This is a genomic window from Xanthobacter nonsaccharivorans (assembly GCF_043194755.2).
GTDB classification, from domain to species: Bacteria; Pseudomonadota; Alphaproteobacteria; order Rhizobiales; family Xanthobacteraceae; genus Xanthobacter; species Xanthobacter autotrophicus_G.
The window spans coordinates 5,287,539-5,313,290 of record NZ_CM195526.1 but is presented as its reverse complement, the minus strand read 5'-3'; the positions used below and the strand labels follow the sequence as shown (position 1 = coordinate 5,313,290).

General features: G+C 72.5%; 21 protein-coding genes and 1 tRNA gene. 9 read left to right on the top strand and 13 right to left on the bottom strand.

The window, feature by feature from the left end; all coding sequences use genetic code 11:
• Window positions 1-153 precede the first annotated feature (153 nt).
• A complete protein-coding gene (locus V5F59_RS24270; protein ID WP_393978952.1) occupies window positions 154-831 on the top strand; it encodes a YggS family pyridoxal phosphate-dependent enzyme in 678 nt (225 codons plus the stop codon).
• Window positions 832-874: 43 nt separating this feature from the next.
• Window positions 875-950, top strand: a tRNA-Glu gene (locus V5F59_RS24265).
• A 17-nt stretch (window positions 951-967) separates the two neighbouring features.
• Here the strand turns inward: V5F59_RS24265 and V5F59_RS24260 are convergent.
• Window positions 968-1,117: a hypothetical protein gene (locus tag V5F59_RS24260; RefSeq protein WP_393978950.1), complete on the bottom strand. Its 150-nt coding sequence runs from the start codon at window positions 1,115-1,117 to the stop codon at window positions 968-970.
• Between the two features lie 138 nt (window positions 1,118-1,255).
• Between V5F59_RS24260 and V5F59_RS24255 the strand changes: the two genes are divergently transcribed.
• A complete protein-coding gene (locus V5F59_RS24255; protein WP_393978948.1) occupies window positions 1,256-2,074 on the top strand; it encodes a hypothetical protein in 819 nt (272 codons plus the stop codon).
• Window positions 2,075-2,096: 22 nt separating this feature from the next.
• Window positions 2,097-2,627, top strand: coding sequence for a hypothetical protein (locus V5F59_RS24250; RefSeq protein WP_393978946.1), 531 nt, complete (start codon window positions 2,097-2,099; stop codon window positions 2,625-2,627).
• Between the two features lie 45 nt (window positions 2,628-2,672).
• On the opposite strand, the gene V5F59_RS24245 is transcribed toward V5F59_RS24250, so the two are convergent.
• The 3 genes from V5F59_RS24245 to V5F59_RS24235 are packed head-to-tail and all read right to left on the bottom strand — an operon-like array spanning window position 2,673 to window position 5,289.
• Window positions 2,673-3,152: a GDYXXLXY domain-containing protein gene (locus V5F59_RS24245; protein WP_393979749.1), complete on the bottom strand. Its 480-nt coding sequence runs from the start codon at window positions 3,150-3,152 to the stop codon at window positions 2,673-2,675.
• A gap of 5 nt (window positions 3,153-3,157) precedes the next feature.
• Window positions 3,158-4,270: a DUF4401 domain-containing protein gene (locus V5F59_RS24240; RefSeq protein WP_393978944.1), complete on the bottom strand. Its 1,113-nt coding sequence runs from the start codon at window positions 4,268-4,270 to the stop codon at window positions 3,158-3,160.
• Entirely contained in the window at window positions 4,267-5,289 is a 1,023-nt protein-coding gene (locus V5F59_RS24235) for a DUF2157 domain-containing protein (RefSeq protein ID WP_393978942.1), read from the bottom strand. Before V5F59_RS24235 ends, V5F59_RS24240 begins: the two co-directional genes overlap by 4 nt.
• Window positions 5,290-5,360: 71 nt before the next feature.
• Between V5F59_RS24235 and V5F59_RS24230 the strand changes: the two genes are divergently transcribed.
• From V5F59_RS24230 to V5F59_RS24210, 5 genes are all read left to right on the top strand, one after another.
• On the top strand, window positions 5,361-5,882 hold the full coding sequence (locus V5F59_RS24230; protein WP_393978940.1) for a hypothetical protein: 522 nt from the start codon (window positions 5,361-5,363) through the stop codon (window positions 5,880-5,882).
• A gap of 203 nt (window positions 5,883-6,085) precedes the next feature.
• Complete coding sequence (locus tag V5F59_RS24225; protein ID WP_393978938.1) at window positions 6,086-8,296, top strand: caspase family protein; 2,211 nt, start codon at window positions 6,086-6,088, stop codon at window positions 8,294-8,296.
• On the top strand, window positions 8,296-9,987 hold the full coding sequence (locus V5F59_RS24220; RefSeq protein WP_393978936.1) for a CHAT domain-containing protein: 1,692 nt from the start codon (window positions 8,296-8,298) through the stop codon (window positions 9,985-9,987). The genes V5F59_RS24225 and V5F59_RS24220 overlap by 1 nt, the downstream gene beginning before the upstream one ends.
• Window positions 9,984-12,395 carry a hypothetical protein gene (locus tag V5F59_RS24215; protein WP_393978934.1) on the top strand — a complete coding sequence of 804 codons (2,412 nt, stop codon included), beginning with the start codon at window positions 9,984-9,986 and terminating at the stop codon, window positions 12,393-12,395. The genes V5F59_RS24220 and V5F59_RS24215 overlap by 4 nt, the downstream gene beginning before the upstream one ends.
• A gap of 227 nt (window positions 12,396-12,622) precedes the next feature.
• Window positions 12,623-13,918 carry a trypsin-like serine protease gene (locus tag V5F59_RS24210; RefSeq protein WP_393978932.1) on the top strand — a complete coding sequence of 432 codons (1,296 nt, stop codon included), beginning with the start codon at window positions 12,623-12,625 and terminating at the stop codon, window positions 13,916-13,918.
• 83 nt (window positions 13,919-14,001) lie between these two features.
• Here V5F59_RS24210 and V5F59_RS24205 read toward each other — a convergent pair whose 3' ends face one another.
• From V5F59_RS24205 to V5F59_RS24165, 9 genes are all read right to left on the bottom strand, one after another.
• On the bottom strand, window positions 14,002-16,158 hold the full coding sequence (locus tag V5F59_RS24205) for a caspase family protein (RefSeq protein ID WP_393978930.1): 2,157 nt from the start codon (window positions 16,156-16,158) through the stop codon (window positions 14,002-14,004).
• Window positions 16,155-17,057, bottom strand: coding sequence for a hypothetical protein (locus V5F59_RS24200; RefSeq protein WP_393978928.1), 903 nt, complete (start codon window positions 17,055-17,057; stop codon window positions 16,155-16,157). Before V5F59_RS24200 ends, V5F59_RS24205 begins: the two co-directional genes overlap by 4 nt.
• Window positions 17,054-18,433 carry a CHASE2 domain-containing protein gene (locus V5F59_RS24195; RefSeq protein ID WP_393978926.1) on the bottom strand — a complete coding sequence of 460 codons (1,380 nt, stop codon included), beginning with the start codon at window positions 18,431-18,433 and terminating at the stop codon, window positions 17,054-17,056. The genes V5F59_RS24200 and V5F59_RS24195 overlap by 4 nt, the downstream gene beginning before the upstream one ends.
• Window positions 18,434-18,843: 410 nt before the next feature.
• Entirely contained in the window at window positions 18,844-19,614 is a 771-nt protein-coding gene (locus V5F59_RS24190) for an HpcH/HpaI aldolase family protein (protein ID WP_393978924.1), read from the bottom strand.
• Window positions 19,615-19,621: 7 nt separating this feature from the next.
• On the bottom strand, window positions 19,622-20,404 hold the full coding sequence (locus V5F59_RS24185; protein ID WP_393978922.1) for a fumarylacetoacetate hydrolase family protein: 783 nt from the start codon (window positions 20,402-20,404) through the stop codon (window positions 19,622-19,624).
• Window positions 20,405-20,417: 13 nt separating this feature from the next.
• Complete coding sequence (locus V5F59_RS24180) at window positions 20,418-21,923, bottom strand: 2-hydroxymuconic semialdehyde dehydrogenase (RefSeq protein WP_393978920.1); 1,506 nt, start codon at window positions 21,921-21,923, stop codon at window positions 20,418-20,420.
• Window positions 21,924-21,946: 23 nt separating this feature from the next.
• Window positions 21,947-24,358: a xanthine dehydrogenase family protein molybdopterin-binding subunit gene (locus V5F59_RS24175; protein WP_393978918.1), complete on the bottom strand. Its 2,412-nt coding sequence runs from the start codon at window positions 24,356-24,358 to the stop codon at window positions 21,947-21,949.
• Window positions 24,355-24,876 (bottom strand): (2Fe-2S)-binding protein, encoded by a 522-nt coding sequence (locus V5F59_RS24170; RefSeq protein WP_393978916.1) that lies wholly within the window; start codon window positions 24,874-24,876, stop codon window positions 24,355-24,357. The genes V5F59_RS24175 and V5F59_RS24170 overlap by 4 nt, the downstream gene beginning before the upstream one ends.
• The gene (locus tag V5F59_RS24165) at window positions 24,873-25,736 is read right to left on the bottom strand and encodes an FAD binding domain-containing protein (RefSeq protein WP_393978914.1); all 864 of its coding nucleotides are present in this window, start codon (window positions 25,734-25,736) and stop codon (window positions 24,873-24,875) included. The genes V5F59_RS24170 and V5F59_RS24165 overlap by 4 nt, the downstream gene beginning before the upstream one ends.
• Window positions 25,737-25,752 lie beyond the last annotated feature (16 nt).

The following is a 25,752-nucleotide window of genomic DNA, read 5'->3' as shown; positions in this document are numbered from 1 at the left end:
CCGCTCCCCCGGGACGTCGCCGTCCTGTACGCCACACGCTTACGCTTCACCTTAGTAAACGCTTCTTGATCACTTGGGGAGATGGGTTCATCTCCTCGCGCCATATTGTCGTCCGGGCCCGCGACGGGTTCCGCAAGGGAGCAGCACCCACCCATGAGCAGCGTCGAAGGGCTTCACGAGGTCCGCTCCGCCATCGCCACCGCCTGCCGCGACTGCGGCCGGGCGCCGGGCGAGGTCACCCTCGTCGCGGTCTCCAAGACCTTTCCCGCCGACGACATCGCGCCGGTGATCGAGGCCGGGCAGCGGGTATTCGGCGAGAACCGGGTGCAGGAGAGCCGCGACAAGTGGCCCGCCCTGCGCGCCGCCCATCCGGAAGTGGAGCTGCATCTCATCGGCCCGCTGCAGTCCAACAAGGCGCGCGAGGCGGTGGCCCTCTTCGACGCCATCCACACGGTGGACCGGCCCAGGATCGCCGCCGCCTTGGCGGAGGAAATGGCCCGCGCCGGGCGCACGCTGCAGCTGTTCGTGCAGGTGAACACGGGGGCCGAGCCGCAGAAGGCCGGCGTCCTGCCCGAGGCGGCCGATGCCTTCATCGCCGAATGCCGGGACCGCTACGGCCTCGCGGTGGCGGGCCTCATGTGCATCCCCCCCGCCGCCGACGTGCCGGATCCGCATTTCGCCCTGCTCGCCAAGATCGCCGCGCGCAACGACCTCAAGGGCCTTTCCATGGGCATGAGCGCCGACTTCGCCGCCGCCATCCGCCAGGGGGCGACGCACATTCGTGTGGGCAGCGCCATCTTCGGGCACAGAAGCAAGACGAAGGAGGCTTGAAGTCCCCCGCGTTCACCGCTATAGAGGCCGCCTCTCGCGAGATGCTCCCATCGTCTAGCGGTCTAGGACGTCGCCCTCTCACGGCGAAAACAGGGGTTCGAGTCCCCTTGGGAGCGCCATTCTTTTCAAGCACTTACTAGAATTTTGAGGCGCGCTGCCCCGGCAGCGGGCAGATGGAGACGTTGGTCGCGAGGATCGCGGTCGGAAGCCCCGCCGCCTCTCCCGCCAGCACGCTGCCGGACAGCAGGTCGCTCGCCACCAGGACATCGGTGGGCTCAACCGTCATCGCGTCGATGAGATCGCGCGCATCGGCCTCGGACGGGCCGACGAAGTCAGGAGCGTTCGTCGACTTGACGGAACGGTAGTTTCCTGGGCATGGCGGTTGCGATCTGGTTCGTTCTCCCATCATTCCGAGCCCAAGCCCATGCGCTGCTTCCCGATCCGCCCGCACCTGCTCGGCCTTGCCGTTGCCTCGGGCGTTGTCTGGGCTGCCGCGGCCTGTGTCCCCGGCGGTGCGGCGGCGCAGGAGGGCGGACAGGCCAATCGGCCGGTTGCGGCGGAGGTGGGCGCGGGCGTGACCCCGCCGCCGGACCTCGTCGCCGCGGCCCAGCAGCTGCATGCGGCGGCCCGTGGGCGGGATGCGCAGGCGGTATCCGCCATGCTTTCCGAGCGGGTAGCAGTCATCACCTCCGGCATCACGCCCGCGGCGCGGCGCGACGTGGAAACGAAAGGGCCCTGGCCCGATGCGGACGCGGCGCTGGAGGCCATCGGCGGCGCCGTCCTGGAGGGTGACGTGCCGCCGGCTGCCGCAACCGCGCCCACGTCACGGGCGGCCGCGCAGGCCTTCGAGGTCATCGCTGCGGCGACGGAACGGCCCGAATGGGGCCGGGACCCGCTGCTGAAGGGGGCCTTCTGCACCTATCGGGGCCTGCGCTGGGATGCCAGGGCGGGCGCGCGGATCGACGACGGCTCACGCGGCCTCCATGTGCCTGCCGCCACCCCGGTCCATGCCTCGGCGGCGCCGGCCGCGCCGGTGATCGGCACGCTGAAGCCGGGCCTGATCTATTTGCAGGGCGAGATGGACGACCTGCCGGAGGGATGGCGGGCCGTGCGCCTGCCTTCGGGCCGCGTCGGCGCGGTGCGCGAGGCGGACGTGCGCGATCCCGCCGCATGGGGCCTGTGCTTCCGGCCCAAGGCCGGAGGCGGCTGGCTGGTCTCCGCCTTTTCCGCCGTGCTCCTGTGATCGTTTGGGAGGGGGGACACCCGTGAACATCGTTTTTGAAGGCCTCCTGCGCGCCCTCGGCCTGTTCTATGTGCTGAGTGGCGTGCTGGTGGTGCGCTCGCTGGCCATGTCGACGGTGGTCGATGCCACCTATACGGCCATCGTGGGCACCCCGCCGCACCCGGCAGAGCGGGCCCGCGAGATCTGGCTCGCTGCAAGTTCGGTACTGATCGGAGCGGGCGGGCTGACGCTGGTGCTGCTGCTGGACGTGGCCGCAGCCCTGTTCATTCTCGCGGCGATCCAGCAACTGGCCTATCTCGGCTTTGTCGCCCCGCGCTATTTCGATCCCCACGATGAGCCGGATGCGACCGGGCGGGCGAAGACCTGGAATGCGGCCATCGTCTATCTGATGGCGACGACCCTCGTGGTGGCGGCGGCGCTGGGCGGCGTGCTGCGGCCCTGGCTCGACGCGCCTGTGTGGCTGCTGGGCGCGGCCGGCATCGTGGTCCTCGCCGGCATCGTCTGGACGGTGCGGGCGCTCGGTGTGCGCGGGTCTCTCGGGAAGGCGGAATAGGCCGCTCCCGGCCAACAGGTCACGGCAGGGCTCCCGCCACGCTCCTCAGCGCGGCTCGATCTTCCGGGCGTCCGCGTCGGCGAGGCCGATGAGCAGGTGGCGACCGTTGCGGTCCACGTGGAAGATGCCGTAGCGGGCCCGCGCATAAAGCTCCGCGTGGCCTTCCTGAAACAGGAAGGAATGCGGCTCGATGACGACGCCGTCGCCGGCCGTGCTGCGACCCACCTTGAAGGCCACCTCGCCCGGGCCCGGGGCGCCGACACTGCGCCGGAAGCTGCCGATGCGGCGGGCGTCGAGAGCGAGGATGATGGCCCCAGCCGGTGCATCAAGATCGATGCGCTCGCGCTCCAGCGCATAGGCGAGGCGCATGTAGTCGCCCTGCATCAGCGAGCGCGGGTCCGCCGGGGCGAGTTGCAGGAGCACCACCTCGCCCGAGGCCAGGAGGGTCTCGAAGTCGCGCACGCTCCAGCCCAGCACGGCCAGCACGGCGAGGCCCGCCACAAGGAAGAGCACGCGTCGCATCATGTTGCTCACGGTGTCTCCTCCCGGTCCCAGCCAGCCCGGGCGATGACCGCCTGTCCGGCCAGCAGGAGCAGGCCGCTGCCCACCAGCGTGGCCGACTTCTCCAGGAAGGTCATGTCCCGCCCGTAGTACCAGAGCACCAGGAACACGGGCAGGGCCAAGATGCCCGCCACGCGCAGCGGCACGTCATGGAGCGCATGGCCGACGATCAGCACGAGCAAAGCGAAGCTGATGCCCGGCGCCCCGGCGAAGCCGAGGAGGACGGCCCCCGCCGCCGCGGCGAGAAGCGGCGGCCGGGCCAGCTGCACAAGCCCGCCCGCCGCCCAGCCGATCACGCCGATGAGGGCCACGGTGAGCACCGCCTCGATCGGGCGCGGGTCCATCGACCGGTCGTTCGCCCACGCACCGGCATCCAGGCCGGCGGCAATGATGCAGACGATGGTGCCCATGAGGGCGAGGGCGGCGGTACCGATGGGCCGCAGCGCCAGCGGCACGCGATGGGACAGGAGCAGAAGCCCGGCAATCCCCGTCGCAAGGGCGAAGAGCACCGTGATGGCGAGGCTGGGGTCGGCGGCAAAGCCGCGGCGCGCAAGGATCTCGATGACCGCGGCCACCCCTGCCGCATATGGCGAGAGCACCCGGTCCAGCGAGGTGGCGGACACCGGATAGGTGAGGATGGTGACGGCGAGGATGGCCATGGTGGGCACCCACGGCTTGTTCTCGCCCATCAGGATGATGATGCCGACGACGGTCATCACCTTGCCCAGCGCCAGGGCGGTGAAGGCGGTCTGCGCGAGGACGTCGCGGCCCATGCCCGCCGGGGCGCGCGGCCGCGCCAGCGACAGGCCGATGCCGGCGGCGATGAAGGCGGTCCCCCAGGAAAGGAGGCCACTGCCGCTGTCGAAGGAGATCAGCTTCGCGACCACGAGAAAGGCGAGGAAGAACGCCGTCGCGAGGAAGGTGCCGACGGCGGCGAGGATCTTCAGGTGCAGTGGCGGCCGCTCCTCGGCGGCGTCGGCGCGGATGGCCGCGATCACCGCCGCTTCCGCCCCCCGGGGCAGCGCGCCGGAGGCCGTCCAGGCGGCGAGGAGCGTTCCGGCGTCGATGGTGGGGCGCGTCATGGCTGCGCCTCCAGCTTCCGTGACGTGGCGCGGAGCCAGGCGACGGCGGCGGCGAACAGGGCGAGCGTGGCGACGCCCATGAGGAAATAAGTGCCGATGTCGGCCCTCCTGCTGCCGTTGGTCAGCAGCCGGAACAGGGCGAAATCGGCGATGACGCAGACGGAGAGGACCACGGCCGCCAGCATGGCAAGGTCGGGAATCGGGCGGCGGTAGACCACCGCCATCGCCGCGAGGCAGAGGGGAATGACGGCGAGCGCCATCCCCTCCGCCGGGCCGAAGCCGCCGAACTCCTCCAGCAGGATGATCGCCAGCTGGACCGTTGCGGCCAGCAGCGGGAGGCCGAGGATGAACCGCGTCCAGCGTGCCGCCGGCCAGGCGACGCCGCGCGCCGCCAGCATCTCGCGGATGAGCAGCGCGATGCCGAACAGAGCCATCAGGCTGAGGTTGCGGCCGCTGTGGAAGGCGGCATCCGCAGGCTGGGTCTGGTCCCACCAGGTGGTGATGGTGACGGCGGCGACGGCGATCCAGACCGCCCATGTGGCGGCCGATCCTGCCAGCAGGGCCCAGGCCAGGGTGAGGCCGGCCCAGGCGGCGAACAGGGTCCAGGCGTCCGCGCCGGTTTGGTAGATCTGGCCCGCCACCGCCAGGAACACGCCCACCAGCGTCACGGCGGCGGCGGCAGCCGTTTCCGACGCGCGCCGGCCGAAGCCGAGAACCACCACCGTGAGGCAGGCGGCGGCGATCAGCGCGGCGATGACCCCCAGCCGGGTCAACGGCGGGATGCGGTTCCAGTTGAAGGCGAAGAAATAGATGATGCCGGAGAGCACGAGCGCGGCGCCCGCCGTGCCGAGCAGCCGCCCGGCCCACAGGCCCCATCGCCGCGGCGGCTCGATCAGGGCGAGGGCGTCATCGCGCGCCTCCGCCGTGATCAGTCCGCGCGAAGCCAGGCGGTCCACGGCGTAGCGATCCACTCGGAGCGCCGCCAGATCTCCCGTGCCGTCGATGACGTTTCCGCTCATCCGTATGTGTCTCGCCTTGCCGCCCCTGCGGGCTCGGCTAACCTCGCGCATGATGTCAACGAGGTCGAACCATGATCCGAACCGCCTGTGCCGCCATCCTCGTGCTTGCCGCAACGCCGGCGGCGGCGGCGCTGGACTGCCCGCTCGACAAGGCAGTCTACACGCCGCTCGACGCCGACGACGACTGGAGCGCATCGGAAGGCGTCATCAATTCGTGGGAGATCACCCATCCATTGAAGCCGGATACCTCCGCCGACCGGCCCTGGGTGGTGCGCCTCGCCGAAAACCGCCAGGGCCTTTCCGCCGAGTTCGGCATCGCCGACCCGCCCGGCTTCAGCGCGGCCCATGTCTTCATGCTGGTGCCGCCGGGCGGCAAGGGCAAGGGGCGCGATGCGGACAAGGCCCCCGCGTCGCTGGTTTATTATTTCGGCGATGACCTGAAGCGGGTGGACCCGCGGGGCGAGGCACCGCCCAAGGCGCCGCCGCTGATGCAGCTGCCCGGCCTGTCCAAGGCCTTCTGGACCTGGAAGCGCGACGGGCGGCGCTTCGTGCCGCCGGATGGCCTGTGGAAACTGACCGCCTGCCGGGCCTGACGCGCCGCCGCCGGGCGAGGGGGTCATTTTCGGGCCATATTTCAACAGCCTATAGTAGCAACGATCAGGGGGAGGCCCTGCCGGGGCATGGGGGGTTGGCGGACACATCGTCGAGGCGCCCAGTGAGACGGCGCAGGGTTCGCTGCGCTTCGCAGCGGCGGCCGATGGCGCGCCGGCGCGCGGGCGGCCTGTTGGCCGGGATCATGCTCGCGCTCGGGCTGCTTGTTCCGCAGTTGGCGGCGGCGCGCAATCTGGCGCTACTGGTGGGCGTCGCCGATTACGACGAGCCGAAGATCCGTGCCCTGTCCGGGCCGCGCAATGACGTGATCCAGCTGTGGCGCCACCTCTCCCGCCACGGCTTCGACGCCGCCGACATCACCGTGCTGGCGGAAGGGCTGCCGCAGGCGTCGGACGTGCCGCGCCCGGAGGCCGCGCCGACGCGCGCCGCCATCATGGACGGGCTCGCCCGCCTCGCGGAGCGGGCTGGCCCTGGCGATATGGTGCTGTTTCACTTTTCCGGCCACGGCACCACCCAGCCGGAGGCCGCCCCCGCCGACGGCGCCCTGCCCGAGGCCGGCGGGCGCGATCAGGTGCTGCTGCCGAAGGATGCCGGCCTCTACGATGCCGCCGCGCGCACCATCCGCAACGCCATCATCGACAACGAACTGGGCGCCGCCCTCGACCGCATCCGGGCGAAGGGTACCACCGTCTTCGTCGTGGTGGATGCCTGCCACGCCGGGACAGTGACCCGCTCGGCGGACGTGACGCGCGGGGTCGATGCCGCTGCGCTGGGGACGCCGCAGATGGCGGCGGGCGCCGCCATTCCCGGCCCGCCGCGCCTGCCCGCCCGCGCTCCGCAGCGCGGTGGCACTTTGCGGGGTGCCGGTGCGCAGGCGCCGGCAGAGACGGGGGCGCTGGTCGCCTTCTACGCGGTGGATTCCTGGACCCCGGCCATCGAGCGCGCCTATCCGGCGCCGGCGGCGGGCCTCGTCGCAAAGCCCGGCGCGGACGGGGCGGCGCAGGCGACCTTCGGCGTGTTCAGCTGGCACCTGCTGCGCGCTTTGGACAGTGGGCGGGCGGCGAGCTTCCGCGACCTCGCCCGCATGATCTCCCTCGACATGGCGGCGGCGGCCCAGCTCGCCCATGCGCCCCTCCCGGTGTTCGAGGGCGACCTCGACCGCGGCCTGCCCGGCGCCACGACGAACGGAATCCGGCGCTTCGCCACCCGCCGCGAGGGCGAGGATCTGGTGATCGAGGCGGGCGCGCTCCAGGGGTTCGACGAAGGCGCTGAAATCGCCCTGTTCGATGGTCCGCTCATCGATGCGCGACCCCTTGGAAGGGTCCGCCTGCCCGGCGCGGGCACCGGTGAAAGCCGGGTGCCGCTGGTCGATCTGCCGCCCGGCAGCGCCGCAGGTCCCGGGGGAAGCCTTTGGGCGCAGATGGAGCGCCCCGGCGTCGCCTTCCGCTTCCGGGTGGCCAATGTGGCACCTCCCGAGGCGGCGCAGGCCGTTGCCCGCGCCCTGGAGCCGAGAGAGGGGACGCCGGCCATCAATGTCGAGCTGGTGGCGTCGGGCCAGCCGGCGGACCTTAACCTCCATCTCGTGGACGGGCGGCTCTGGCTGGTGCCGGCAGGCGGGCGCCTCGTGCAGGACCCGCAGGCCTATGGCCGCAGCTTCTCCATCCCCGCCGACGCGGAGCCGGCCCGGCTGCGCAACGCGGTGTGGGGGTTCGCGCGCGCGGCCAACCTGGTGCGTCTCGCCAGCGTGGCGGACATGGGCCCGGGCGCTGCATCGGGCGATGTGGAGATCAGCCTCGAGCTGATCCGCGAGACCGACCCGGCCCAGCTTGCCGATCCGCGGCGCAGCTGCGTGCCGGCCGCGCGCCCCTCGGCCCCCGTCTCGGTGGACAGCGGGGTGGCGGCGCCCCTCGCCCATTGCGACACGGCGCGCCTGACCATCGCCAACCGGTCCGAGCGCGACATGGACCTCGGCATCTTCCTCCTCGATCCTTTGGCGGGCATCGACGTGCCGGTGCGCGGCTGGCGTCAGAACGGCTGCATCGTCACCCTGCCGGCCCGCGCCTCCGGGCCCCTGGTGGTGCGCACCACGCTGACGACGTGGGGCAAGGACGGCCCATCGCAGACCGGGCTGCATCGCATCCTCGTCTTCGCGCTGCCGCGGGCGGGCGGCATCCCGCCGTCCCTGTGCCATCTGATCCAGCGGGACGTGGCGGCGGCGGGCGCCCTGCGCGGCGGCTCCGGCCAGCGGGGCTTTCTCGATCTGCTGGGCCGCGCCGCGCTGGTCGCGCCCGGCCTGCGTGCCGCCAATCCCTTCGAGGCGGAGGACAGCGCGGCGGGCTCCGTCGTGGTGCGCCAGTTCAGCCTCGACCTGCTGCCCCCGGAGGCGCGCCGCTGATGCGCCTCGTGCTCCGCCTCATCCTGCTGTGGGCCTGCGCGCTCGGCTTGCTCCGCCCGCTCGCGGCGCAGGAACTGTCACCCGCGCAGCTGCGGGATGAAGCCTTCCAGGCAGCGCAGAAGGCCATGCTCACCTCCGCCAGCATGGCCCTTGCGCAGCTCGGCGTGCGCTTTTCGGCCGGCTCCGACGAGCTTGCCCGGCTGGTGCGCCAGCGGCAGGACCTCGTCGCCGCCTGGAAGGGGGCGGACCGCGCGCTCGTCAAGGCCCTGGGCATGGCGGGCGGCGGCGCCGGGGCGAACAGGGATGTGGAGGCGCGCCGCGCCGAGGTTGACGCGCTTCAGGCGCGTATCGCCGACAGCGACCGCGAGATGGCCGCGCGCTTTCCCGCTTATGCCGAGCTTTCCCAGCCGCAGCCGGTCTCAATTGCCGCGACCCAGGCCCTGCTGGAGGAAGACGAGGCGCTGGTGCTGGTGTTCGTCGGGACCCGCGAGACCTTCGTCTGGGCGGTGACCCGCGTGGAGGCCGACTGGCACCGCGTGGCGGTGTCGCGGGATGCTCTGGTGGCGCAGGTGAAGGCGCTGCGCGCCGGCCTTGATCCCGCAGCCGTCGCCGTGATGCGCTCCGCTTTGCGCGACTTCGGCGGCAGCGATGTGACGGGAGACGACATCGCCACCAGCGGGCCAGCGGGCTTCAGCCGGGCCGGCGCCCATGACCTGTTCCGCCGGATCCTCGCGCCGCTCGACCCTCTGCTGGCGCAGCGCCGCCGCGTCTTCATCGTCGCCGAGCGGCCGTTCGATGCCCTGCCGTTCGCGCTATTGGTGACCGAGGCGCCGCAGGGCGAGGATACCGACCCCGCCGCGCTCAGGGACACGGCGTGGCTGATCCGGCGGCAGGGCATCGTCACCCTGCCGTCCGTGTCGAGCCTCAGGTCGCTGCGGGCCGCGCCGGCCGCCTCGGCGCCGCTGCCGTTCCGCGGCTATGGCGCCCCGCTGCTGGGCGGGCGCGGCCCGCCGGCCAAGGTCGCCTCCGCCGCACCAGACGTGGCGGGCACCCTGCTGCGCGGCGGGCGCATCGATCTGGAGACGATGCGCGGCCTCTCGCCGTTGCCGCAGACCGAGGGCGAGCTCCGCCGGCTGGCCGAGGCGCTGGGCGCGCCGGCGGACGCGGTGCAGGTGGGCCCCGCAGCCACCAAGAGCGCGGTGCTGGCAGCGGACCTCTCCCGTTATCGCGTTCTCGCCTTCGCCACCCACGGCCTGCTGGCCGGAGATATTCCCGGCCTGTCCGAGCCGGCGCTGGTCTTCACGCCGCCGACGACGGAGGGGGCCGACGATGGCCTTCTCACCGCCTCCGAGGCGGCGCGGCTCCATCTCGCCGCCGACTGGGTGATCCTGTCCGCCTGCAACACCGCCGGCAGCGACGGCACCCCGGGCTCGGACGGCCTCTCGGGCCTCGCGCGGGCCTTCTTCTACGCCGGCGCGCGCACGCTGCTGGTGTCCCACTGGCCGGTGCGGGACGACGCCGCAGCGCGGCTGACCACGGGCACCCTCGCCGCCCTCAGGGCCGATCCCGCGCTTTCCAAGGCGGAAGCGTTCCGCCGGGCCACCCTGGCGCTGATCACCGATGCCTCGGACCCGACCCTCGCGCATCCGGCCATCTGGGCGCCCTTCGTCATGGTGGGGGAGGGGCGATGAGCCACCGTCTGCGCCTCGCCCCGGCGCTGGTCGCGGGCCTCCTCCTCGCCATGCCCGCCATGGCGCAGACGGCGGCGCCCGCCGGCGCGCCACAGCCGGCGCCGCAGGCGGCGGAGGGGGCCGATCTCGCCGGCCGGCTGGACGCCGCCTACCGGCTGCTGGGCGCGGACAGGCCCGGCGAAGCCATGGCGCAGCTGGAGGCGCTGCGCAGTCCTCTGGAGGAGTCCGGCGACCCGGCCCTGCTGATCCGGTTCTACGACCTCATGGGATACGCGGGCCAGGAGGTGAAGGATCGCGCCATCGAGATCGACGGCAACGCCCATTCGGCGATCCTGAACTATCTGGTCGCGCCGCTGGATGCGCCGGACACGGTGCTGGCGGAATTCACCCTGGCTGACGCCTATCGCGGCCGCGACGAGCAGATCTATGCGCTGGCGCATGTGCTGGCGGCCGCAAGGGGCGCGCGCCGGGCCGGGTCTGTGTCCCCCGACATGGAGGAATTGGAGGCGAAGGCCGCCGCGCTCATGGGCCAGCGCCTGCTGCGCGACGAGCGGCCCGAGCTCGCCCTCATGTTCCTGCGCCGGGCCGGGGATCTGGCGGGCAAGGGCCATATCGATGCCGACGACGTGCGCAAGCTCGACCTGCTCATCGCCGAGGCCGAGCGCGGCGCGGCGGCACGGCGCGACCTCCCGCCAGCGCGGCCAGAGGACTGCACGGGACATGCCGGGCTGGCCGCAGAGCAGATGGTGGCCTGCCGGCGGAACGCAGACCTTGCCGTCGCGCGCGGTGACAGCGCTCTAGCAGACGCGATCCTCGCCCGTCTCCTCGCCGACGTGCCCCGCGCCTCGCTGCGCGCCGATCGCTACGATGCGGCGCGCGACCTGCTGGTGGTGCGCCTGCTGCACCGGCAGGCCGGCGACCCACAGCTGCGCGCCAGCGCCGAGCTCATCGCCAACTATCTCGCCTATATGGGCGAGGTGACGCCCGCGGCCCTGCTGGGCGCCCGCGCCGCCCGGATCGCCATCGACGGCTCCAGCTACGACCCGGAACTGGCGCAGACCTGCGGCCATATCGCCCTGCGTGCCCTCCGCGCGGGTGCGCCGGACCTTGCCCGCCGCATGATGGCGCTTCAGCGCAAGGTGCTGCTGGCGGGCCTCGCCGAGGCTGGCGCGCCGCTGTCCGCCGCCGATCCGAAGGTGCTGCAGCGGCGCCTTTCCGCCGCGCTGCTGCGGATCGAGAGCGCCCGCATCGCCACCGGGAGCCATCTGCCGCGCCTCGCCGCGGCCCAGTGGGCGGAGGTGGAGCGCCAGATCGCGACCATCGACCTCGCCGCGTTCGACACCGTCGAGCGCTTCACTTCCGTCGAATATGCCGGAGTGGAGGACTTCGTCTTTCCGAGCTACGCCGCGGCGCTGGAATTCATGGGGCGGCTGGCGCGGCGCCTGCCCGCGAGCGACCCGCGGCACGATGTGGCGCGTGGCGCCTGGGTCAATGCCGTGGAGGTCTGGTGGGGCGACAGCGCCCGCGCCGATGCGCTGGCGGACGAGGCGATCCGGGAGATCCGCGCCGCGCCGCAGGGGCGCGATGAAGCGCTGGTGAACCTGCTGTCCGCGCGCTCCAGCATCGTCGCGCCCACGAACCCTGCGCTTTCGGCACGGCTCACGCGGGAAGCCTATGAGATCGTCGCCGCCCGGCCAGGCGAGGAGACGCGGCGTATCGAGCTACTCCTGGACATGGCCCTGGACCAGACCGACAGCAGCCTCGTCCGCGCGCTGGTGGCCGAGGCGCAGAAGCTGCGCGAGGCGGGAGGAGCCATCGGCCTTTCCGCGCAGGTGCGGCTCGACCTGAAGCGCGCCTTCATCGCCTTCGACGACGGCGAGACCGATCTGGCGCTGCGTCTCGGCGAGGGCGCCATCGCGCACCTCGTGGCGGCCGGCAAGGGCGACAGCTGGGTGATGGCCGCGCCGGCCCGTGACCTTGCCGGCCTCTATGCCGCCCTCGGCCGCATGGACGATGCCCGCAAGACCTATGAGACCCACGTGCTCGCGCGCAGCAACGCCATGGTGGACGGCGAGGAGAAGGTCCTCTCCGACCGGCTGGGACTCGCCAATCTGGAAGCCTATTACGCGCCGGACGACGGCACGGTGCGTACCCTTTCGACCCTGCTGGAGCGCGCCCGCCTGCGGGTGAGAGCCGATCGGGACCTGGTGCCGCGCATCCTGCGCGCGCAGGCCTTCGCCTATCACGGCCTGGGCGACGGGGAGCGGGCGCGGCTGGCGGCGCGCGACGCCCTGAACGCGCCGCGGCCACCCGCCAGCGAGACGGAAAATGCGCGCGAGGACCGCAAGCTGCTGGAGGCGCTGGTGGGCGCGGACTGGCAAGGCAGCCGCGCGGCGGTGAAGCCATGAGCGCGCAGAATATGCTCCGGGGCGGCGCGCCCGTTCCGCGGCCTTCGTGGCAAAGCATGGGGCGGCCCGCTCCCGCCCGGCCGGCCGGGTGCTGGCCGGATCCTGCGGGGCGCCCGGGCTGCCATCATCTGCCCCGATCCTCCTTCCCCGCATCCCTCGGCGCCGGCACCGGCACCGGCGCCCTCGCCTTGCAGTCTCCCCTCCCCCCTCCTCACAGAGTGGCTCCCATGAAGCTCCAGTCGTTTCGATCCTTTGCCGCCGGGGAGGGCCTGCGGCCCCTCGCTTCCAGGACGAGCCTCCGGCTCCTTGCGCTCGCCGCATGCCTCGCGGGCGGCACCCTCGCCGCGCAGGCAGAAGGGCCCCAGGTCCAAACAGGGCCCCAGGTCCAGGCGTCCGCGCCGGGCGACGATCTGCTGCTCCAGCAGGCCACCGGCGCAGCCGGGGCGCGCCCGGCCACCCTGCCGGCGTCGGACAGCGTCGGCCCGGCCGAGCTGGCAGCGGACCGCAGGCCCCGCACGGGCGGCGATCCGCGCGCGCTGCCCTACACTGCCGCCGGCATCGCCGTGAAGACGGGCGGGCTGCTGAAGCGTGGCACCAACGAGAAGATCGTCGGCGGCACGAAGGCGGCGCCCGGCGCCTATCCGTTCCAGGCCGCGATCATCCGCGTCGCCACCACCAACGGCAAGGTCACGGGCGTTTCGCCCGTGTGCGGGGGCACCGTGCTCACCTCGCGCTGGATCCTCTCCGCCGCCCATTGCTTCGTGGAGGGCGCGGGCGGCAAGGTGGAGGGGCTGCGCAGCACCAAGAACCTGCTCGTCCACGTGGGCAACACCAGCCTTCTCGCCGAGGACGACGCGCGCGACTGGATCCCCATCAAGCGCATCATCGCCCATCCGAAATACGTGACGGGCACCAACGTCAACGACATTGCGCTGGTGGAGCTGGAGCGCGCGCCCAAGCGCGGCGCGAAGGTGCAGCAGGTGACGGTGGTGACGCGGGAGACCGAGCCCACGGATCTGCCGGAGCAGGCGGAGCTTCGCATCATCGGCTGGGGCACCACCTCCGAGGGCGGGCGCCCCTCGCCCGATCTCATGGAAACCCGCCTGACCGCGGTGGACCGCAACCGGTGCAACCGCGTCCTCACCTCCGCACTGGTGGGCTCGCCCGATGCGCGCCGGGCGCTGGAGGACCTGAGCTACGTGTTCAACCTGACGCCGGCGGCGCGCAGGGCGCTGGAGCAGCAGCTCCCGCAGATCGGCGGCGTGGTGACGCCGCAGATGTTCTGCGCCGGCGCCGCGGTGGACGGGGTGGATACCTGCCAGGGTGATTCCGGCGGTCCCATCCTGAGCCGGAAGGGCGATGGGCCTCTCGTGCAGGTGGGCATCGTCAGCTTCGGCATCGGCTGCGGCCATGCCGAGTTTCCCGGCGTCTACACCCGCCTCGCGCTCTATATCGACTGGATCAAGGCGTCCATCGCACAGCCGAGCCCGGCGTCGCCGGCTAACCCACAAAGCCGGCCCTGAGCCACCGGCAAGGCCGCTGAACCGGCTCGCGCCGGTTCTCCCGTGTGCCATCGGCCCCGACCCCTGGCCGGCGCCAGGCGGTCTTACGGCTTGACCGGCTGGCTGACGGGCCAGAATGCGAAGGACAGGCTGGCGCTTTCCAGCGGCAGCCGCCCGCCGCGCGCCGTGCCGTCCATGAGGTCGTCGAGGCCGGCGCCCTCCTCGCCGCGCGTCGCCGGCCCGGCGAGGTCGTTGAAGCCCGTGAGGGCGCAGAGCGACGGCAGGTCCGTCTCGCCCTCGATGAACGGAACGCCGACAACGAACACCCCGTTGGTGGTGCTGGGCGCCCGCCCCGGCACGATGGCGCGGGGATGGTAGGGCACCTCGAAGACCAGCCGCCGCCCCGGCTCCAGCCGGTCGGAGACGGTGAGGCCCACCGGGCAGGTGGGGCGGCGCGCCATCAGGTTCCAGGCATCGTCGAGGAAGAAGATGGCGGCCAACATCGGGCGGGTGCTGCGGTTTTCCACCGCCACCTGCACCTTGTCGCACACCGCGACCGGCCCATCCTCCGCCACCGCGGTGGCCGGGCCCTTGAACCCGCATTGCCGCGCCGCCGGGTCGAGGCCGAAGCGCCGGATTTCCGTGGAGACGTCCAGGTCGCGGCCGGCACTGGCGGCGGCGAGCGCCTGAAGCCGTGACAGCTGGCGCGCGCGCAGCACCGCGCGGGCGATGGCCGTGGCGGCGATGTCGGTGTCCGTGCCGGGCGCGATCGCGGCGAGCGGGCCGGCCTCCACCGCCGCCGGATCGAGGCCGTCGGGCATGAAGCGCAGGCCGTCCCCGGTCATCCACGCCACCAGCGCGGGGGCGGCATCGTCCAGCTGCGCGCTGTCCTTCAGCGGTCCCGCGAGGGCCGCCTCGAACGCCTGGCGCAGCCGCGCCTCCTGCGCCGCGTCGGGCGCGCCGGGGCCGGGCCATGGACGTGGGCGCGAGAGGGTGAAGGCAGCCTGTGGCGCCGGTCGCGCCAGCCGCGCATAAGCGGCCTTGTCCAGCGCCGCCGCGCCCGGCGCCGTGGGGCAGCGGGCGCTGACCGGCGCGCAGCCCGGCTTGAGCGCCACGAGGCGGGCGCGGGTCGCCTCCACCTCCTCCACCACGGCATGGCCGGAGGGCTTGCCGGCCGGCTGGACGGCGCTGTCATAGAGCGCGACGAGGGCGCCTGCCTCGATGCCCTCGATCTGCCCGGCATGGAGAATGCCAGAGCCGACCCGCCACGTCGCGCCGGTCGTGGCAGCCGCCGTGCCGCCGGGCCCCGGGCCATCCATGCCGTCGCCCTCGAAGCTCGGCGTCTGCCGCGCCTGGAAGGCGGCATCGGCGCGCAGCACCCGGCCGGTCTCCACCATCAGCTGGCGATAGCTGAGCGTGGGGGCGCGCTGCAGCACGTCGGCGAGGGCGGTGGTGAAGATGGAGCCCCAGACCCGCCGTTCCAGAGGCGCGCCGGGCGGCAGTGCCACCTCCCGGGCCGTCTCGTTGGGCTGGGACGCGTAGAAGGCGGTGAGCCGCCCGGAGCCCGGCGGCAGCGCCGGCGTGAGGTCGGCGAGCACCGTGGTCTTCTCCGGCGTCATGGCGCCGGAGGTGGATAGGCCGATGTCTTCCAGTTCGATCTTCTTGTCATGGACGCCGTCGCCCACGGCGCGCGAGGCGGAGCCGGAGAAGCAGCTGTCCAGAATGAACCACACGTCCACGCCGCGGCTGCGGATGGCGTCGAGCCGCGCGCCGAAATCCGGCCCGGCAATGACGTTCTCGAACCGGTTGCGCGCCTCCCCGGAGTTCGCGCCGGGCTTGGGTGGCGTGGCGTCACGGGGCAGGAACACCTGGTCGAGCCCATCCACCTTCAAGGTGGTGCGCGAGGGTTGGCGGGTGCCGTGGCCCGAGGCATAGAAGATGACGAGGTCGCCTTTCTGCGCGGTGTCGGCCAGGCGCTCGAGACCGGCAAGGATGGCCGCACGGGTAGGCGAGCCGGCGGTGCCTTCGACGCCATCGGCCAGCACCGTGATTTCCTCCGGCGCGACGCCGCGCGCCTTCAGCGCAAGCAGCATGCGGCGCACGTCGTTGGCCGGGGCCTTCAACTGCTTGTCGGCCGGCAGGGCCGGATAGCCGGAGACGCCGACGAGGAGCGCCAGGGTCTTCGCCGCGGCGGCCTCGGCCGCAACGCTGCAGCCGAGGGCGACGAGCAGCGCCAGCGTGGCGCGGGGCGCCCGTTTCATCGCCTCGGCTTCCGGCCTTCGGCGAGGCGACGGAGCAGTTCCTCGGCGGCCGCGTAATGCCCGGCTTCAGCCGCAAGCGCCGCGGCCTGCAGGTCCCACTCCGCCGGATTGCGCTCCAGAAGCCAGAGCGCGCCCGCCACCTGTCCGAAGGCGGGCGTCGGCGCGCCCTCGCTGACCCAGGCGGGGACGGGCGGCGCCTCGGCGTTCACCAGCAACTCCACCTGCACCTCCTCGCCCGCGCCGTCGCGGACCGCCAGCACCAGCGGGCCCGAGGCCTCGGGCGGCAGCGCCAGGGTGGCGGAACGTCCGGTCGCCGGCACGGCGGAGAGCAGGACACCACCCTTGCCGGGCGTGCGGATCTCGACGGTGAAGGGCGCCTCGCCGCCCTGCCAGCCCAGCCAAAGGCGGGTTCCCGGCACCACACGCTGGGGCACGCTGCGGCCCATCTGCAGCCGCAGGGTCTCGTCGTTGCGGCCAATGAGATTGACCGTGCGGGCTGCGGGCTTGCTTTCGAACAGCTCTCCGATCATGGCGGCAAGGGCGCTGAAGCGTCCACCGGAGGGGAGCGCGCCGGTGACGAGATGCGGGGAGCGCGCCGCATCGACCCGCAGGTGACGGTCGTTCACCGTCTCGATGGTGACCACGGCGCCGGCATCGCGCACCACCACCTTGTCGCCATCGAACAGCGCGCCGCCGATCTGCACGGGCATCTCCTGCCCCTCGCGCTGCACATGGGCCGCCACATCGGGGTTGGTGGCCGGCAGCTCCATGCCGACGATATAGCCCGCCGGGGTCCGCGTGTCGGCATCGCGCGCCATGGCCGGCAGGCCGCCCGCGAGGAGGAGCAGGGCCAGCGGCGCGAGGCGCAATCCGGTGAGCAGCGGGGCAGCACGCATCACGTGATGGTCTCCGTTGGTTTCACGGCCGGCGGCTTCTCCGGCTTCAGCAGCGCCCGCCAGCCCCGCGCGCGCCAGTCCTTGCCGATGGCATGGATGCCCTCGGCGGTCGAGAGGAAGGCGACCATGCCGAACGCTGCCAGCACGATGTCACTGGCGGTGGAGGGAGCGAAGATGCGGCCGAGCACCATCAGCGCGCCCAGCACCGCGACGGCGACGACGAGACCTGCCGCCAGCGGGCGCAGCCGGGAGGTGATCGCCACCAGCGCCCCGAGAAGCGTCAGCGCGATCAGGGTGGCGCCGATTGGCCCGACGGGCTGGCCAGACAGCACCGCGGGGGCGGTGGCCACCGCATTGGCGACGATGAGCGCGCCCGGCAGGAAGCCGATGGGCGTCAGGTGCCCGTCCATGCTCTCGGCATGGCTGGCGCCGATGATGACGAAGCGGCCGCGCAGCAGGTCGTCCGCCACCGCTTGGGGCGATACCACGGCGCCGGATGCCGTCATCAGCGCGCGCGCCGGCACCCGGCGGAACAGCGGCACCTGCCGGCCATCGCGCGCGATGAATTGCGGGGCGGCGAGGTCCGGCCCGTCCGGGATCAGGAAGGCGATGGCGGCGCTCTGGTCGGGATTGCGCGGCCAGGCCGGTGCCGCGGCGGCCGTGCCGGGCGTGCACACCGCCTGCGTCCGGCTGTCCGCGAAGGCCTGGATGTCGGAGAGCGGCCGGGGGTGCGCGCCCGCCACCGCGGCGGCAAAGAGCTGGGGCGAGGGCAGGGTCGCGCCCGCGCCGGGCGAGCAGGAGGTGTGGCTCAGCTGCCAGCGCCGCACCACCCGGTCCTCGTCGATGCGGCTCACGCTCGCCGCCCAGATCACGTTCGGCTTGCCGCGCACGGTCGCATCGAGGAGGGAGGGCTGCTCGGCCAGCGCGTCGACGCTGGCGCCGGCCTGGTCTAAGGCGCCCAGGCGGCGGGCGAGGGCGAGGGGTGGCGCATCCGGCGGATAGGCGGCGAGGAAGCCGGCCAGCGCCGCGTCACCCGCGGGGGATCCGGGCCGGGAGGTATCCATGTCGAGGAAGATGCCGCCCGCATGCTTGGCGGCGGCGAGGGCGAGCAGCCCGGCCAGAACCTCCCGCGGCGTGGTCTGGGGATGGCCGAGCGCGGCCATGGTGGACGGGTCGATGTCGATCAGCGTCACCGGAATGGCGTCGTGCGTCGCGCCGGACAAGACCGCGGACCAGCGCACCATGCGGTCCTTCTCGCCGAGATTGGCGCTGAAGCCGGCGATCCGGTCGGCGAGGCCGAAAGCTGAGAAGACGCCGATGACGCAAGCGATGAGCACCGGCTTGGTGAGCCGGCCGATCCACCTGGGCGGACGTTTCACGAACGGGTCGACCTCGGTAGGAGCGCCGGGCGCGTCCGGCTAACAAGCTGTGAAATCAACAGATACAACTCCAGCACGGCTTTGGAAAGGGGCCGTCGACACGTGGCGGGCCCCATCCCTGGCCTGCGCACGCGACCTCCCCCCGCAACCGTGCCAGGGAAATGCCTGAGAGGTGCGGCGTTCAGCGCCTTCCGCGCGCGGGCGCGAATGGGGATGCGCGGCTTCTCGCGCGTATGGAGCGCGGCACCGGGCCGACCCGCAAGCGTGCGGGGGCGTCAGGTTCCAAGCCGTGCGGGCCGCCATCTCCGGAATTGGGGACCGTCGGGCCCACGCGGGCTTTGCCGAGGCGTGCCTGTCGGCCCGATGCTCGGGGAGCGACGGGCCGCGGCTGTCACCGCGGCCCACCGGCCTCAGGTCTCCGCCGCCACCTCCTCAAGCAGGCGCTGGGCGCTCTTGAGCAGAAGGCTGAGGTCGACGCCGGTGGCGACGAACCGATAGCCCCACCCCAGATAGCGGCGGGCATCGACGGCGGTGGTGGCGAGGATCCCCGGCGCCTTGCCGGTGGCGAGGATGCGGCGGGCGGCGTCCTCGAGCGCGGCCTGGACCTCGGGGTGCCCCGGCTGCCCCAGATGCCCGAGCGAAGCAGCGAGATCCGAGGGACCGAGGAAGACCCCGTCAACCCCCTCCACCGCGGCGATCTCCTCCAGCCGCGCGAGGGCCGCGCCCGTCTCGATCTGCACCAGGACGCACATCTCGCGGTTCGCCACGCGGAAATAATCCGTGGCGAGGCCGAAGCGGCTGGCCCGGGTGAGGCCGGCGACCCCGCGCACGCCCTCGGGGGGATAGCGCGTGGCGGCCACGGCCGCGCGCGCCTCCTCCGGGGTCTGCACGAACGGCACCAGCAGCGTCTGCGCCCCCATGTCGAGGAGGCGCTTGATCAGGACCGGATCGTTCCATGCCGGCCGGACCACCGTGGCGGCGCCGCCTGCGGCCGCAGCCTGGAGCAGCGGCTGCACCCCGGCGAGGTCCAGCGGCGTATGCTCGGTGTCGAACATCAGCCAGTCGTGCCCGAGCAGGGACAGGGCCTCGGCCGCCACGGGGCTTGCCAGCGTCATCCACAGCCCGTGCAGAACCTCGCGGGCCAGGAGCCGGGACTTGAAGCGGTTTTCGGGAGCGTTCATGCGCGCCTCATACGAACTGGACGGCGACGGAGCCGAGCGGGCCGAAATCGGCGTGCAGCGTGTCGCCCTTCCTGGCCCACACCGGGCGCGTGAAGCTGCCGGACAGCAGCATGTGGCCGGGCTCCAGCGTCACGCCGAAGGGGGCGAGCTTGTTGGCGAGCCACGCCACCGCCATGGCCGGATGGCCCAGCACGCCGGCGGCAAGGCCGGTCTCCTCGATCTCGCTGTTGCGATAGAAGATGGCCCCCACCCAGCGAAGGTCGACATCCGCCGGCCGCACCGGCCGGCCGCCGAGGACGAGGCCCGCCGCCGCACCGTTGTCGGCCACGGTATCGAAGATCTGGCGCGGCTCCCGCACGCGGGCATCGATGATCTCGATGGAAGGCACCACCCACTCGGTGGCGCGCAGCACGTCGACGAGGCCGACGTTCGGACCCTTGAGCGGCTCCTTGAGCACGAAGGTCAGCTCGGGCTCGACCCGCGGCACGCAGAAGTCCTCGAAGCGCACCTTGGCCCCATCCGAGAGCACCTGGTCGTCGAACATGTAGCCGTAGTCTGGCTCGTCGATCTTCGAGGAGGCCTGCATGGCCTTGGAGGTGAGGCCGATCTTGTGGCCGATGATCCGCGCGCCGGCGGCGATGCGGGCCTGCGCCACCGCCGAGGAAATGGCGTAGCTGTCGGCGATCTCGATGTGCGGAAACATTTCGGAAGGGCGCAGGCCCTGGACCTTGGTCCGGTGGCTCTCCAGCAGGCCCGCGACGGCGCGCGTGCGTTCTTCTTCGGTCAACATGGCGGCAGGCCCCTTACAGCTTGATGCAGACGTTGCGCAGGTCGGTGTAGAATTCCATGGAATGGACGCCGCCTTCCCGGCCGATTCCCGATTGCTTCGACCCGCCGAACGGCGTGCGCAGGTCGCGCAGGAACCACGAATTGACCCAGCAGAGCCCGACCTCGATCCGCGCGGCGACCCGGTGGGCGCGCGCAAGGTCGCGCGTCCAGATGGAGGCGGCGAGGCCATATGGATTGTCGTTGGCCGCGGCGAGCACCGCATCCTCGTCGTCGAAGGGCACGAGGGTGCAGCACGGCCCGAAGATTTCCTCGCGCATCACCGGCGAATGCTCGCTCAGGCCGGTCCAGATGGTCGGCTGGATGAAGGCGCCGCCGTCATAGGGCGCGGGAAGGTCCGGAATGCCGCCGCCGGCAACCACCTCGGCGCCCTCCGCGCGGGCCTGGGCGTAGTAACGCAGCACCTTGTCCCGGTGGGCCAGGCTGATCAGCGGGCCGAGGGTGGTGGTGGCCTCAAACGGGTTGCCGGGGCGCAGCGCCTGCGCCGCCAGCCGCAGCCGCTCCGTGAAGGCGGCGAAGATCGGCCGCTCCACATAGACCCGCTCGGTTCCGAGGCACACCTGACCGCAATTGGCGAACACCGCGCGGGTCACCCCCTCCACGGCCTTGTCCATGTCGCAGTCGGCGAACACGATCGCCGCGTTCTTGCCGCCCAGCTCCAGGGAGACCGGCCGCACGCCGGTGGCGGCGGCGCGCATGATCGCCTCGCCGGTCCGCGTTTCCCCGGTGAAGGTGATGCCGTTCACCAGGGGATGGCGGGTGAGGTACTCCCCGGCGCTGTCCTCGCCGCGGCCGTGGACCACGTTGTAGACGCCCGGCGGCACGCCCGCCGCGTTCATCACCTCCCCGAGCAGGGTCGCGGTGGCGGGGGTCTCCTCCGAGGGCTTCACCACCACGGTGTTGCCGCAGGCGAGGGCGGGAGCGACCTTCCACGTCATCAGCAGCAGCGGCAGATTCCACGGGCACACCACGGCGATGACCCCGCGCGGCACGCGAATGGCGTAGTTGAGCGCCCCGGCGCCGTCCGGCGTGGCGGTGCGGAAGGCTTCCGTGGACAAGGTGAGCACCTGGTCCGCGAACACGTTGAAGTTCGCGGCCCCGCGCGGAATGTCGATGTGCGAGGCGAGGCTGCGCGGCTTGCCGGTGTCGAGAATCTCCGCCTCGAGGAACGCGTCGAAGCGAGCGAGGATGCCGTCCGCCACCTTGCGCAGGATCGCGGCGCGCTCCTGTTCGCTGGTGCGGCCCCACGGCCCGTCGAGGGCCGCGCGCGCGGCGCGGACCGCCGCGTCCACCAGCGCGCTGTCCGCTTCGGGCACGAGGCCCACCACGGCACCGGTGGCGGGATTGATGTTCTCGAATTCGGTCCGTCCCTCCGGCACGAAACGGCCGGCGATGAAATGCGGGTGGCGTCGCGGCGTTGCGCCTGCGCGGGCGGCCGCGACGCTCGAAGCGGCACTGGTCATGCTCTGGTTCCTCACGTGACGTCTCAGACGGGTTCGGTGCCCGGTACGGGTCGGGCCTGCGCCGGGCGCCCGTGCAGGGCGCGCCAGATGCGTTCGGCGGTGAGCGGAAAGGTGTCGAGGCGCGCGCCGCTCTCCGCGAGGGCCGCGTTCACGCCGTTGAGGATGGCCGCCTGGGCGCCGGCGATGCCGGATTCCCCCGCGCCCTTGGCGCCGAGCTGGCTCTGCGCGGTGGGGGTGGACATGTGCACCACCACGATGTCCGGCAGCTCCACGGCCATGGGCGTGAAGTAGTCCGCCATGGTGGCGGTCGCGAGATCGCCCGAGGGGCTGTAGAGGCACTCCTCCCACAGGGCGCCGCCGATGCCCATCACCGCCGCGCCGCGCACCTGCTCGTCGGCCAGCAGCGGATTGAGCACGGTGCCGCAATCGGCCACCACCCAGAAACCGGCAAGGCGGACTTCCCCCGTGACCTCGTCCACCTCCACGAGGGCGGCGTGGGCGCCATTGGTGAAGGTGTAGGGAAAGTCCTCGTGCAGATAGGTCTCGGTGGCGGTCAGGCTTTCCAGCGCGTGGCCGGGCAGGGTGTCGGGGCGGTAGTGAACCCGGCGGGCGAGATCGGCGAGGCTCGCGAGCGCCTCGCCATCCCCGTCGACGACGAGGCCATGGACGATGGAGAGGGCATGGGTCCCGTCCGGCCGATCCAGCGCCGCCGCGGCCACGGCCAGGATGCGCTGCCGCAGGGCGCGCGCGGCACGCCAAGCCGCCTCCCCGCCGAGCGAGGCGCCGCGCGAGGCCCAGGCGCCGCCGCCAAAGGGCGCGCCCGACGTGCCGCCGTGCAGCACCCGCACGCGCTCCACGTCCACGCCGACCCCGTCGGCCACCACCTGGGCGATCACGGTCTCGAGACCCTGCCCCTGGTCGGTGATGCCCACCTGAACCGTGACACCCCCATCGGGCTCGAGGCGCAGCGTTGCGGTCTCGCGGGACGAGATATGGGCGCCGCCAAGGCCGTAATAGCCGACGCCGGGGGAAGTGAGCTCGACAAACAGCGCGATGCCGAGGCCGAGCCGCTTGCGTCCGCCGGAGCCGCGATGCGCCACCACCTGCGCGCGCGCTTCGGCCGTGACCTGCCGGATCGTCTCCAGCGCCGCCTGCTGGCCCAGGCGTTCAAAGCGGAAGCCCCCGTGCGACTGGTGGGGAAAGGCATCTGCGGGCACCAGGTTCAGGGCGCGGATCTCGAAGGGATCGAGGCCGAGGACCAGGGCTGCCTTGTCCATGAGCGCTTCGGTGAGGGCGCAGGCGATCGGATGGCCGACCCCACGCAGCTGCCCGCTCGGGGGCGTGTTGAGGAACATGCAGGTGGCGACGGCGCGGTAATTCGGCACGAGATAGGGCCCGCCGCACAGGCGGCTGACCTGGTTGGGCTCCAGGAAGCTGGTTCGCGGATAGACCGAGTAGGCACCGATCCCGGCGTGGATATCCACCGCCATCGCCCGGATCCGCCCCTGGGCATCGACGGCCAGGCGCCCGTGCACGATCTGCCGCCGGGCCTGCGTGTCGCTCATGAACGATTCCAGCCGGTCGGCCACGAACTTCACCGGCCGGGCGAGAAGCACCGACGCGGCAACCACCGCCATCTCGTCGGGGAAGACATGCAGCTTGAGGCCGAAGGCGCCGCCCACGTCGGGCACGACCACGTTGACGTCGCATTCGGCAAGGCCGAAGCACCTCGCCACCACGTCCCGCATCTGGAACGGGGCCTGGACCGACCAGGTGACGTCGAGCCGCTTCATGGCGGCGTCGTAGTCGGCGAGAACGCCCCGGGTCTCCATGGACACGGCGGTGACGCCGGGAAAATGGAGGGTCTCCTCCACGACGATGAGGCCCTCGGCGGCAAACGCCGCGATGGCGTCGCCGGCTGCCGTCACGCCGCGGAACGCGATGTTGTCCGGATGCTCGGGATGGACGCACGGCGCTCCCGTCTCGCAGGCTGCGGCGAGATCGGTCACGGCCGGAAGCGGCTCGTAGGCGATCTCGACGGCGTCGCAGCCGTCCTCCGCAAGGGCCCGGCTGGTGGCCACCACCACCACAACCGGCTCGCCCTGGTAGGTCACCCGATCCCTCGCCAGGGGGCGCTGGAGGGGCGAGCGCATGCCCGGAGGGCGCTCCAGGACACCGGACCAGGGAGCGCACACCCGGTCCACCTCCTCCGCGGTCAGCACCGCCACCACTCCGGGGATCAGGCGGGCGGAGAGCCCGTCGATGCCGAGGATGCGGGCATGGGCGTGGGGGCTGCGCACGAAGGCGGCATGAAGCAGGCCGGGACGGGCGACGTCGTCGAGGTAGCGGCCGCGCCCCTCCAGGAGGCGCCGGGCCTCGCGCCGCGGCAGGGAACGACCGATCACGGCCGGGCCGTGGGACGGATGGGCGGTCATGGGTTGCCCTCCCCGGCGGCGGCAATGGCGTCGACGATCGCCTCATAGCCCGTGCAGCGGCAGTAATGGCCGGAAATGGCCTCACGGATCCCGGCCCGATCAGGACAGGGCCCCGCCTCCAGCAGGGTCATAGCGGCCACCAGCATGCCGGGCGTGCAGAAGCCGCATTGCAGGGCATTGCGGGCGAGGAAGGCATCCTGCAAGGCGGCCAGCCGACCGACCTGGGTCAGTCCCGCCACCGTCTCCACCGCCGCGCCGTCCGCCTGGGCGGCGAGGGTGAGGCAGCCGCGCACGGCCAGCCCATCCAGCAGCACCGTGCAGGCGCCGCATTTGCCCTGCTCGCAGCCCACGTGGACATCGGTGGCGCCGCAGCCCTGGCGCAGGAAGTCGGCGAGGGACAGCCGCGCCTCCACCCGCTGGCGCACCCATTCGCCATTGACCTTGACGGTGATGTCGACCTCGGTGGCGCCGTCCGCGTCTACCGGGTGGGGGTCCAAGGCACGGCCGTGGGCATTCATGGGTGATCCTCCCGAACAGCCTCTCCCGCCGCCACGAGGGCGCGCGCCAGCAGATCCTGGGCCAGGGCCAGGCGATACGCGTCGGCGCCGGCGCCGCGGGCCGCAAGCTCCGCCGGCAGGCCTGCCAAGGCGCGGGCGATGCCCGCCGCGTCGAGCGGGACGTCCGCGAGGCACGCCATGGTGTCCTCGGCCAGGAGCGCGCGATCGCCGAGGCCGATGAACGCCAGCCGGAGCCCGGCCACACCGCCGCCCGCGGAGGTGCCGGCCGCGGCGAGGCCGGCGATGGCGAAATCTCCGCGCCGCCGCACGTGCTCGTCGAACCACGACCAGGCGGGCGCCGGCCGGGGCACGAGGATGGCCTGCAGAATCTCGCCGGGACGCAGCGCGGTCTGGAACACCCCGCGCAGGAACTCCGCCACCGGAACCTGCCGGACCGTATCCCGCGACGCGAGTTCCAGGCGCGCGTCGAGGGCCAGCAGGGCCCCGGCCGTCTCCGCAGAAGGATCGGCGTGGCACAGGCTCCCGCCCAGCGTGCCGCGGTTGCGAACCGCGGCATTGGCGACATTCGGCAGGGCCAGTCGCAGCAGCGGCAGATGGATGGACGCCGGATCGGCGAGGAAGGCGGCATAGGTCGTGGCCGCGCCGATGCGCACATGATCCGGCAGCACATCGATCCCCTTGAGGGCGGCGATGCGGCCAAGGTCCACCAGCGCGCCCGGTGCGGCGAGGCGCATGTTCATGGTGGGCAGCAGGCTCTGCCCACCGGCCAGCACCTTGGCCTCGACCCCGAGCATCGCGAGAAGCTCAAGGGCCTCGGCGAGGTCGGCCGGGCGGTGAAGGACGAACGGCGCGGGCTTCATGGCCGGCCGGGTCCGC

What these genes read in the sequence shown, in the direction of transcription:
- V5F59_RS24270 (WP_393978952.1), top strand. Translation starts at nt 154, where the DNA reads ATGAGCAGCGTCGAAGGGCTTCACGAGGTCCGCTCCGCCATCGCCACC.
- V5F59_RS24260 (WP_393978950.1), bottom strand. Translation starts at nt 1,117, where the DNA reads ATGACGGTTGAGCCCACCGATGTCCTGGTGGCGAGCGACCTGCTGTCC.
- V5F59_RS24255 (WP_393978948.1), top strand. Translation starts at nt 1,256, where the DNA reads ATGCGCTGCTTCCCGATCCGCCCGCACCTGCTCGGCCTTGCCGTTGCC.
- V5F59_RS24245 (WP_393979749.1), bottom strand. Translation starts at nt 3,152, where the DNA reads ATGATGCGACGCGTGCTCTTCCTTGTGGCGGGCCTCGCCGTGCTGGCC.
- V5F59_RS24240 (WP_393978944.1), bottom strand. Translation starts at nt 4,270, where the DNA reads ATGACGCGCCCCACCATCGACGCCGGAACGCTCCTCGCCGCCTGGACG.
- V5F59_RS24235 (WP_393978942.1), bottom strand. Translation starts at nt 5,289, where the DNA reads ATGAGCGGAAACGTCATCGACGGCACGGGAGATCTGGCGGCGCTCCGA.
- V5F59_RS24230 (WP_393978940.1), top strand. Translation starts at nt 5,361, where the DNA reads ATGATCCGAACCGCCTGTGCCGCCATCCTCGTGCTTGCCGCAACGCCG.
- V5F59_RS24225 (WP_393978938.1), top strand. Translation starts at nt 6,086, where the DNA reads ATGCTCGCGCTCGGGCTGCTTGTTCCGCAGTTGGCGGCGGCGCGCAAT.
- V5F59_RS24220 (WP_393978936.1), top strand. Translation starts at nt 8,296, where the DNA reads ATGCGCCTCGTGCTCCGCCTCATCCTGCTGTGGGCCTGCGCGCTCGGC.
- V5F59_RS24215 (WP_393978934.1), top strand. Translation starts at nt 9,984, where the DNA reads ATGAGCCACCGTCTGCGCCTCGCCCCGGCGCTGGTCGCGGGCCTCCTC.
- V5F59_RS24210 (WP_393978932.1), top strand. Translation starts at nt 12,623, where the DNA reads ATGAAGCTCCAGTCGTTTCGATCCTTTGCCGCCGGGGAGGGCCTGCGG.
- V5F59_RS24205 (WP_393978930.1), bottom strand. Translation starts at nt 16,158, where the DNA reads ATGAAACGGGCGCCCCGCGCCACGCTGGCGCTGCTCGTCGCCCTCGGC.
- V5F59_RS24190 (WP_393978924.1), bottom strand. Translation starts at nt 19,614, where the DNA reads ATGAACGCTCCCGAAAACCGCTTCAAGTCCCGGCTCCTGGCCCGCGAG.
- V5F59_RS24185 (WP_393978922.1), bottom strand. Translation starts at nt 20,404, where the DNA reads ATGTTGACCGAAGAAGAACGCACGCGCGCCGTCGCGGGCCTGCTGGAG.
- V5F59_RS24180 (WP_393978920.1), bottom strand. Translation starts at nt 21,923, where the DNA reads ATGACCAGTGCCGCTTCGAGCGTCGCGGCCGCCCGCGCAGGCGCAACG.
- V5F59_RS24175 (WP_393978918.1), bottom strand. Translation starts at nt 24,358, where the DNA reads ATGACCGCCCATCCGTCCCACGGCCCGGCCGTGATCGGTCGTTCCCTG.
- V5F59_RS24170 (WP_393978916.1), bottom strand. Translation starts at nt 24,876, where the DNA reads ATGAATGCCCACGGCCGTGCCTTGGACCCCCACCCGGTAGACGCGGAC.
- V5F59_RS24165 (WP_393978914.1), bottom strand. Translation starts at nt 25,736, where the DNA reads ATGAAGCCCGCGCCGTTCGTCCTTCACCGCCCGGCCGACCTCGCCGAG.